Origin of the sequence: Beijerinckia sp. L45 (genome assembly GCF_009765775.1) — a bacterium.
Classification (GTDB): Bacteria; Pseudomonadota; Alphaproteobacteria; order Rhizobiales; family Beijerinckiaceae; genus RH-AL1.
In genome coordinates this window covers 1-5,647 of sequence record NZ_LMUU01000079.1, presented here as the reverse complement: position 1 = coordinate 5,647, position 5,647 = coordinate 1, and the positions used below count along the sequence as shown (strand labels likewise).

Below are 5,647 nucleotides of genomic sequence, written 5' to 3'. Positions count from 1 at the left end.
ATCCCGGCGGCCAGTCCGAGATCAACGATCTTCACGTCCCGCTCGGCCAGCCCGTGGTCATCCGGATGATCTCGCAGGACGTGATCCACGCGCTCTATATCCCGGCGCTGCGCATCCAGATGGATACGATCCCCGGGCGCTACACCGAGATGTGGTTCAAAGCCGACAAGGCCGGCAGCTTTCATCTGTTCTGTTCGGAATATTGCGGCACCGACCATTCCGAAATGGATGGGACCCTGACGATCATGCAGCCGGCCGACTATCAGACATGGCTGACCCATGCGGCGTCGAGCCAGACGCTGGTGTCGGCGGGCGAGACGGTGTTCCAGTCCTACGGTTGCTCGGCGTGCCATCGCGCCAATTCCACCGTCAAGGCCCCGTCGCTTGCCGGCCTCTATGGCAAGCCGGTGCCGCTCGAAGGCGGCGGCACGGTGATCGCCGACGACAGCTACATCCGTGACAAAATCCTCAATCCCGACGCCCAAAAAATCGCCGGCTACAAGCAGACCATGCCGTCCTACGAGGGCAAGATCCCCGAGGACGACCTGATTCGTCTCGTCGCCTATATCAAGGCCAGCAAGGACTCCGCTCATGACTGATGTCGCGATGCGCGAACGCACGCCGCCCCCGGCGACGCTCGATAGGCCGCTGGATTACCTGCATGACGCCCACACCTTGCGCTCGTGGCTGTTCACCATCGACCACAAGCGCATCGGCATCCTCTACCTCATCGCGATCACCGCCTTCTTCATCATCGGCGCGGTCGCGGCGGGGCTGGTGCGCCTCGCGCTGGTCGTCCCCGACGGGCAGATCTTTACCAACGATACCTACAACAAGCTGTTCACCATCCATGGCGTCGTCATGGTGTGGTTCTTCCTCATCCCGTCGATCCCCGCCACCTTCGGCAATTTTCTGCTGCCGCTGATGATCGGCGCGAAGGACCTCGCCTTTCCCCGGCTCAATCTGTTGAGCTGGTACGTCTTCATGACCGGCGCTGTGTTCACGCTGGCGACGGTGGTGATCGGCGGCGTCGATACCGGCTGGACCTTCTACGCGCCGCTGTCGACGACGTTTTCCAACACCTGGGTCGTGCCGGCGCTGATCGGCGTCATCGTCGTGGGCTTCTCCTCCATTCTCACCGGCCTCAACTTCGTTGTCACCGTGCACACGATGCGCGCGCCCGGCATGCATTGGTTCCGCATGCCGATCTTCGTCTGGACGATGTATGCCACCAGCCTGATCTTCCTGCTGGCGACGCCGGTCATCACCATGGCCTTGATCCTGCTGGTGATGGAGCGCGCCTTCGGCATCGGCGTGTTCGATCCCGCGCTCGGCGGCGATCCCGTGCTGTTCGAGCACCTGTTCTGGTTCTACTCGCATCCGGCCGTCTACATCATGGTGCTGCCGGGCATGGGCGTCATCAGCGAAATCATTCCGGCTTTCGCGCAGAAGAAGATCTTCGGCTACAAGTTCATCTGCTACGCGACGATCGGTTTGGCCTCCATCACCTTCTTCGTGTGGGGCCACCACATGTTCGTCAACGGCCAGAGCGAATATGCGAGCCTTGCCTTCTCGTTTCTCAGCTTCGCCGTCGCCGTGCCTTCGGCGGTCAAAGTCTATAACTGGACGGCGACGATCCACAAAGGCGACATCCATCTCGACACGCCGATGCTCTATGCCATGGGTTACATCGGATTGTTTGTGCTCGGTGGTCTCACCGGCCTGTTCCTCGCGACGCTGGCGATCGACGAGCATATCCACGACACCTATTTCGTGGTGGCGCATTTCCACTACATCATGGTCGGCGGCACGATGCTGGCGTTTCTCGGCGGCCTGCATTTCTGGTGGCCGAAATTCACCGGACGCATGTATCCGGAAGTGTGGGGGCGGATCTCGGCGCTGCTGATTTTTTTGGGCTTCAACGTCACCTTCTTCCCGCAGTTCATCCTCGGCTATCTCGGCATGCCGCGGCGCTACCACGTCTATCCCCACGAATTCCAGCTGTTGAACATCCTGTCGTCGGCGGGCTCGACGATCCTTGCCGTCGGCTACATCTTCCCGATGATCTATCTCCTGTGGTCGCTGTGGTTCGGCAAACGAGCGCCGTCCGATCCGTGGAACGCCAAGGGACTGGAGTGGACGACAAGTTCGCCGCCGCCGAAGCATAATTTCATCGTGCCGCCGATCGTCGATTTCGAGCCCTACGATTATCCGGTCAAGGCGGGCGAAAGTGTCTGACCGCGCCGCGATCGGCGTCGAACTGGCCGAGCAGTTCACCGACGTCGCGCAGCAGCGCCGCGCGGCGACGCTCGGCATGTGGTCGTGGCTGCTGACGGAACTGCTGCTGTTCGCCGCGCTGTTCCTCATCGCGCTGGTGCTGCGCATCCTGCATCCGGACTCGGTGCGTGAGGCCGCGCATCATCTGAAATTCTGGATCGGGGCGACCAACACCGCCGTGCTGATCTGCTCGAGCCTCACCATGTCCGGCGCCATCGTCACCTCGCGCCTGGGCTGGCAGCGCGCGATGGTCCGCTGCATGCTCGCGACGGCGGCGCTAGGCTCGCTGTTCCTGGTGTTCAAGGGCTACGAGTACTACCAGGATTACATCGAGCACATGACGCCGTTTTTGGCATGGCGGCCCTACGAACTCTCCGGCGACCGGGCCTCGCAGCTCTACGTCTCGTTGTACTACGTCGCGACGGCGCTACACGCGTTTCACCTCACGACTGGCGTCGCCATCCTGCTCGGCCTCGCGTGGCAAGCCCGCGCGAACGGCTATTTGCAGCGGCACCAAAATCGCATCGAGATCTACGGCCTCTACTGGCACTTCATCGATCTGATGTGGATCATGGTGTTCACCATCATTTATGTGATGAACCGATGATGACCCCTGCGGAAAAGCGCGAGCTCTGGCGGCACATGCGCGAACCGGCCATCACCTTCGCCGTGCTGCTGGCGTTTCTCGCGATCAACGTGACGATCGGTTGGCTGCAACCGTTTCCAGCGGTCTGGGCGGTCGAAGGTGCGATCATGGTTTTGATGATCGCGACGGTTCTCTTGTTCTCGATGGAGGTCATCGAAGAGCCGGCCCTGATCAAATTCTTTTCGATCCTTGGGTTCGTTTGGGTCGCGATTTTGTTCGGCATGACGATGATCGACTACGTCACGCGGTGACGGTCCCGGCATCGGCGCTGCACGTGGCGGCCGGACGATTACGATCGTAGCCAATTCGTCTGTCCGGACATAGGGCCGTAGCGCGCTCTGTTCATCCTGTTGCCATCGGAAGATCGGCAAAGGAGACGGAGCCCATGAATCCTTTTCAAACCTTGCAGCAGCAGGCTGCGGCGCGCCCTCAGAGCATCGCCTTTATTTTCGGCGACGAGATCTGGACCTACAGGCGCTTGGCCGGCGAGGTTGATCGCCTCGCCAGCGGTCTGAATCAGCGTCGTATCCGACGAGGCGATCGTGTCGCACTCCATATGTTCAACAGGCCCGAAATGATCGTGGCCTATTATGCCTGCTTTCAGGTCGGCGCGATTGCCGCGCCGCTGCGGACGGCATTCACCGCCGCGGAACTCGCGCCACTCATGCGACGGCTGCAGCCGGTTCTCTACATCGGCGAGGCGGCGCTCTACCCGAATGTGGCCGGGCTCGATGAGTCCGTCTTGAAATTCTGTGACCGCTTCATCGTCGACGCGGGGATCGATGACCATCGCGTAACGTCGTGGCACGCGTTGTTGGACGATTTCGGCATCGCGCGCCCTTCAGTTGCGCCCCATGATCATGCACCCGCAGTCCTGATCAACACGTCCGGGACGACGGGAACTCCCAAGTTCGTCGTTCACACAGCGGCGACACTCGCTGAGAGCATACGCCTCATGGGGTCGTGGGACTTCGGCGAGAACGAGGTCGGGGTTCTGCCTCTTGCGATGGCTCATGTATCGGGCCTTGCCAGCGCCCTATTCTATGTCGCTCAAGGCGCAAAGTTCGTCCTGCTGAGGAGCTTCGATGCCGATGCCGTATTGGATGCGATGGAGCGGCATCGTTGCACGTGGTTCATCGGGTTTCCGGCAATGATGTCGGCCCTGTTGGACCATCAGCGCGCGTGGCCCCGCAACCTGCAGTCTCTCCGCTTTTGCGGAACGGGCGGCGACGTCTGTCCCGTTCCGCTCCAGGAGCAGTTTCCCAAAATCTTCGGGGTTCCGTTGCGATCGTTTTGGGCGGCAACGGAAGCCGTGGGCTCTCTGACCTACGGCTTGTCGATCGGGCCAGTGTCGCGTGTGTCGACGGGACAGGAGTTTCGTCTCGTCGATGACGCCGGGGTCGATGTGCCGCGTGGTGACACGGGCGAACTTCTCGTGCGCGGGGCGCATGTGACCCCCGGATATTGGAACGAGCCCGCCGCGACCGCCACCACGTTCAAGGATGGTTGGTATCACACCGGTGATCTGATGTACCGCGGCGATGGGGACGAGCTCTGGTTCGTCGGCCGCAAGAAAGATCTGATCATCCGCGGGGGCACCAATATATCGCCCATCGAGATCGAACGCGTCCTCGTGGCGTCGCATCCCTCGATCCGTGAAGCCGCGGTGGTTGGCATTCCTGACGACGTGCTTGGCCAGCGCGTGTTTGGGTTCGTCCGTCTTGCGGACGGCGCAAAAAGCCCGGCCTTCTCGGACGTTCTCGCGGAATGTTCAACGAAGCTGGCGCGTTACAAAGTCCCCGAGGGATTGAAAATCGTGGACGAGTTTCCGCGCAATGCACTCAGCAAGGTCGATCGAAGCAGGCTGCTGTCCCTGGTCCCGGACTTCCACCTGAGCCCCTATCAGATGGCCTGAACCCGGGCCCTGAAAGGGCGGCGCTTGAGCACGGTCGTTGCGCCGCCATTTGTTTGAGCGAGACGTCAGATGTCTTGGCGCGCCTCAGAGCGATCTGAAGTGCGCCATTGCATGTTAAGCCCGTGATACGGTTGGCGCGCCACGTGGCGAGCGCGCTACCCCTCGCCCGCGCCGCGCTGTTCCAGGTTGCGATAATAGCCCGAAATCTTGTCGAACCACTCGTGGCGCGCCTGCAGATGTGCCATGCCGCTGCCGCGCTCCGGCAGTTTCAGCGTCGACAGCAGTTCTTCGATCTCGCGCCGTGCCGATTGTTGGGAGGCCGACAAACTGCCCGTGCGCATCGCCTCCTCGATCGGATCGAGCGCGGTCAAACCAATCGGGAACAACTCGCGAAAAATGACGCGGTCGTGCAGGCCTTCGGCGGCCCGAAACTTCAGTTCGTAAGCCATCTTGCCGAGGGTAATGGAAATCTGCTTGGCGTTGTTGGACTGCAGCGAGGCAATGCGGTTGCGCACCAGCACCCAGTCGATGATGCCCTGGTCGACGAGATGGCGCTTGCGCCGCGCCTCGATGACGAGATCGGCGTAATGCGCCACTGCGCCGCGTCGCGTCTTGTCGTGGTGGACGCGGGAAAACACGTCGACGTCGATGTAGGAATCGTTGACCGGCGACACCAGAGTGTCGGCGAGCGAATGCGCGAGCCGCATCAGGTAGGAATCGCTCGCCGGCGTGTCGATCACCACGAATTCATAGGCGTGCTCGACCTGGCTGATCGCTTCGGCGAAGGCGCCGAACTCGACCGTCTCGTT

The 5,647-nt window shown here is 61.4% G+C and carries 6 protein-coding genes; 5 read left to right on the top strand and 1 reads right to left on the bottom strand.

Going from position 1 to position 5,647, the window contains the following annotated elements; all coding sequences use genetic code 11:
- From GSQ79_RS29395 to GSQ79_RS08435, 5 genes are all read left to right on the top strand, one after another.
- Positions 1-599, top strand: a 599-nt coding sequence (locus tag GSQ79_RS29395) for a c-type cytochrome (protein ID WP_246725199.1), incomplete at its 5' end; no start/stop codon positions are given.
- Positions 592-2,238: a cytochrome c oxidase subunit I gene (gene ctaD / locus GSQ79_RS08450; RefSeq protein ID WP_158808281.1), complete on the top strand. Its 1,647-nt coding sequence runs from the start codon at positions 592-594 to the stop codon at positions 2,236-2,238. The genes GSQ79_RS29395 and ctaD, both read left to right, overlap by 8 nt.
- Positions 2,231-2,884, top strand: coding sequence for a cytochrome c oxidase subunit 3 (locus GSQ79_RS08445; RefSeq protein WP_246725198.1), 654 nt, complete (start codon positions 2,231-2,233; stop codon positions 2,882-2,884). The genes ctaD and GSQ79_RS08445 overlap by 8 nt, the downstream gene beginning before the upstream one ends.
- Positions 2,884-3,174 carry an oxidase gene (locus GSQ79_RS08440; RefSeq protein WP_246725197.1) on the top strand — a complete coding sequence of 97 codons (291 nt, stop codon included), beginning with the start codon at positions 2,884-2,886 and terminating at the stop codon, positions 3,172-3,174. Before GSQ79_RS08445 ends, GSQ79_RS08440 begins: the two co-directional genes overlap by 1 nt.
- Before the next feature lie 134 nt (positions 3,175-3,308).
- Positions 3,309-4,838: a class I adenylate-forming enzyme family protein gene (locus GSQ79_RS08435; protein ID WP_158808279.1), complete on the top strand. Its 1,530-nt coding sequence runs from the start codon at positions 3,309-3,311 to the stop codon at positions 4,836-4,838.
- A gap of 155 nt (positions 4,839-4,993) precedes the next feature.
- Here the strand turns inward: GSQ79_RS08435 and GSQ79_RS08430 are convergent.
- The coding region (locus GSQ79_RS08430) for a division plane positioning ATPase MipZ (RefSeq protein ID WP_158808278.1) at positions 4,994-5,647 on the bottom strand (654 nt) is incomplete at its 5' end.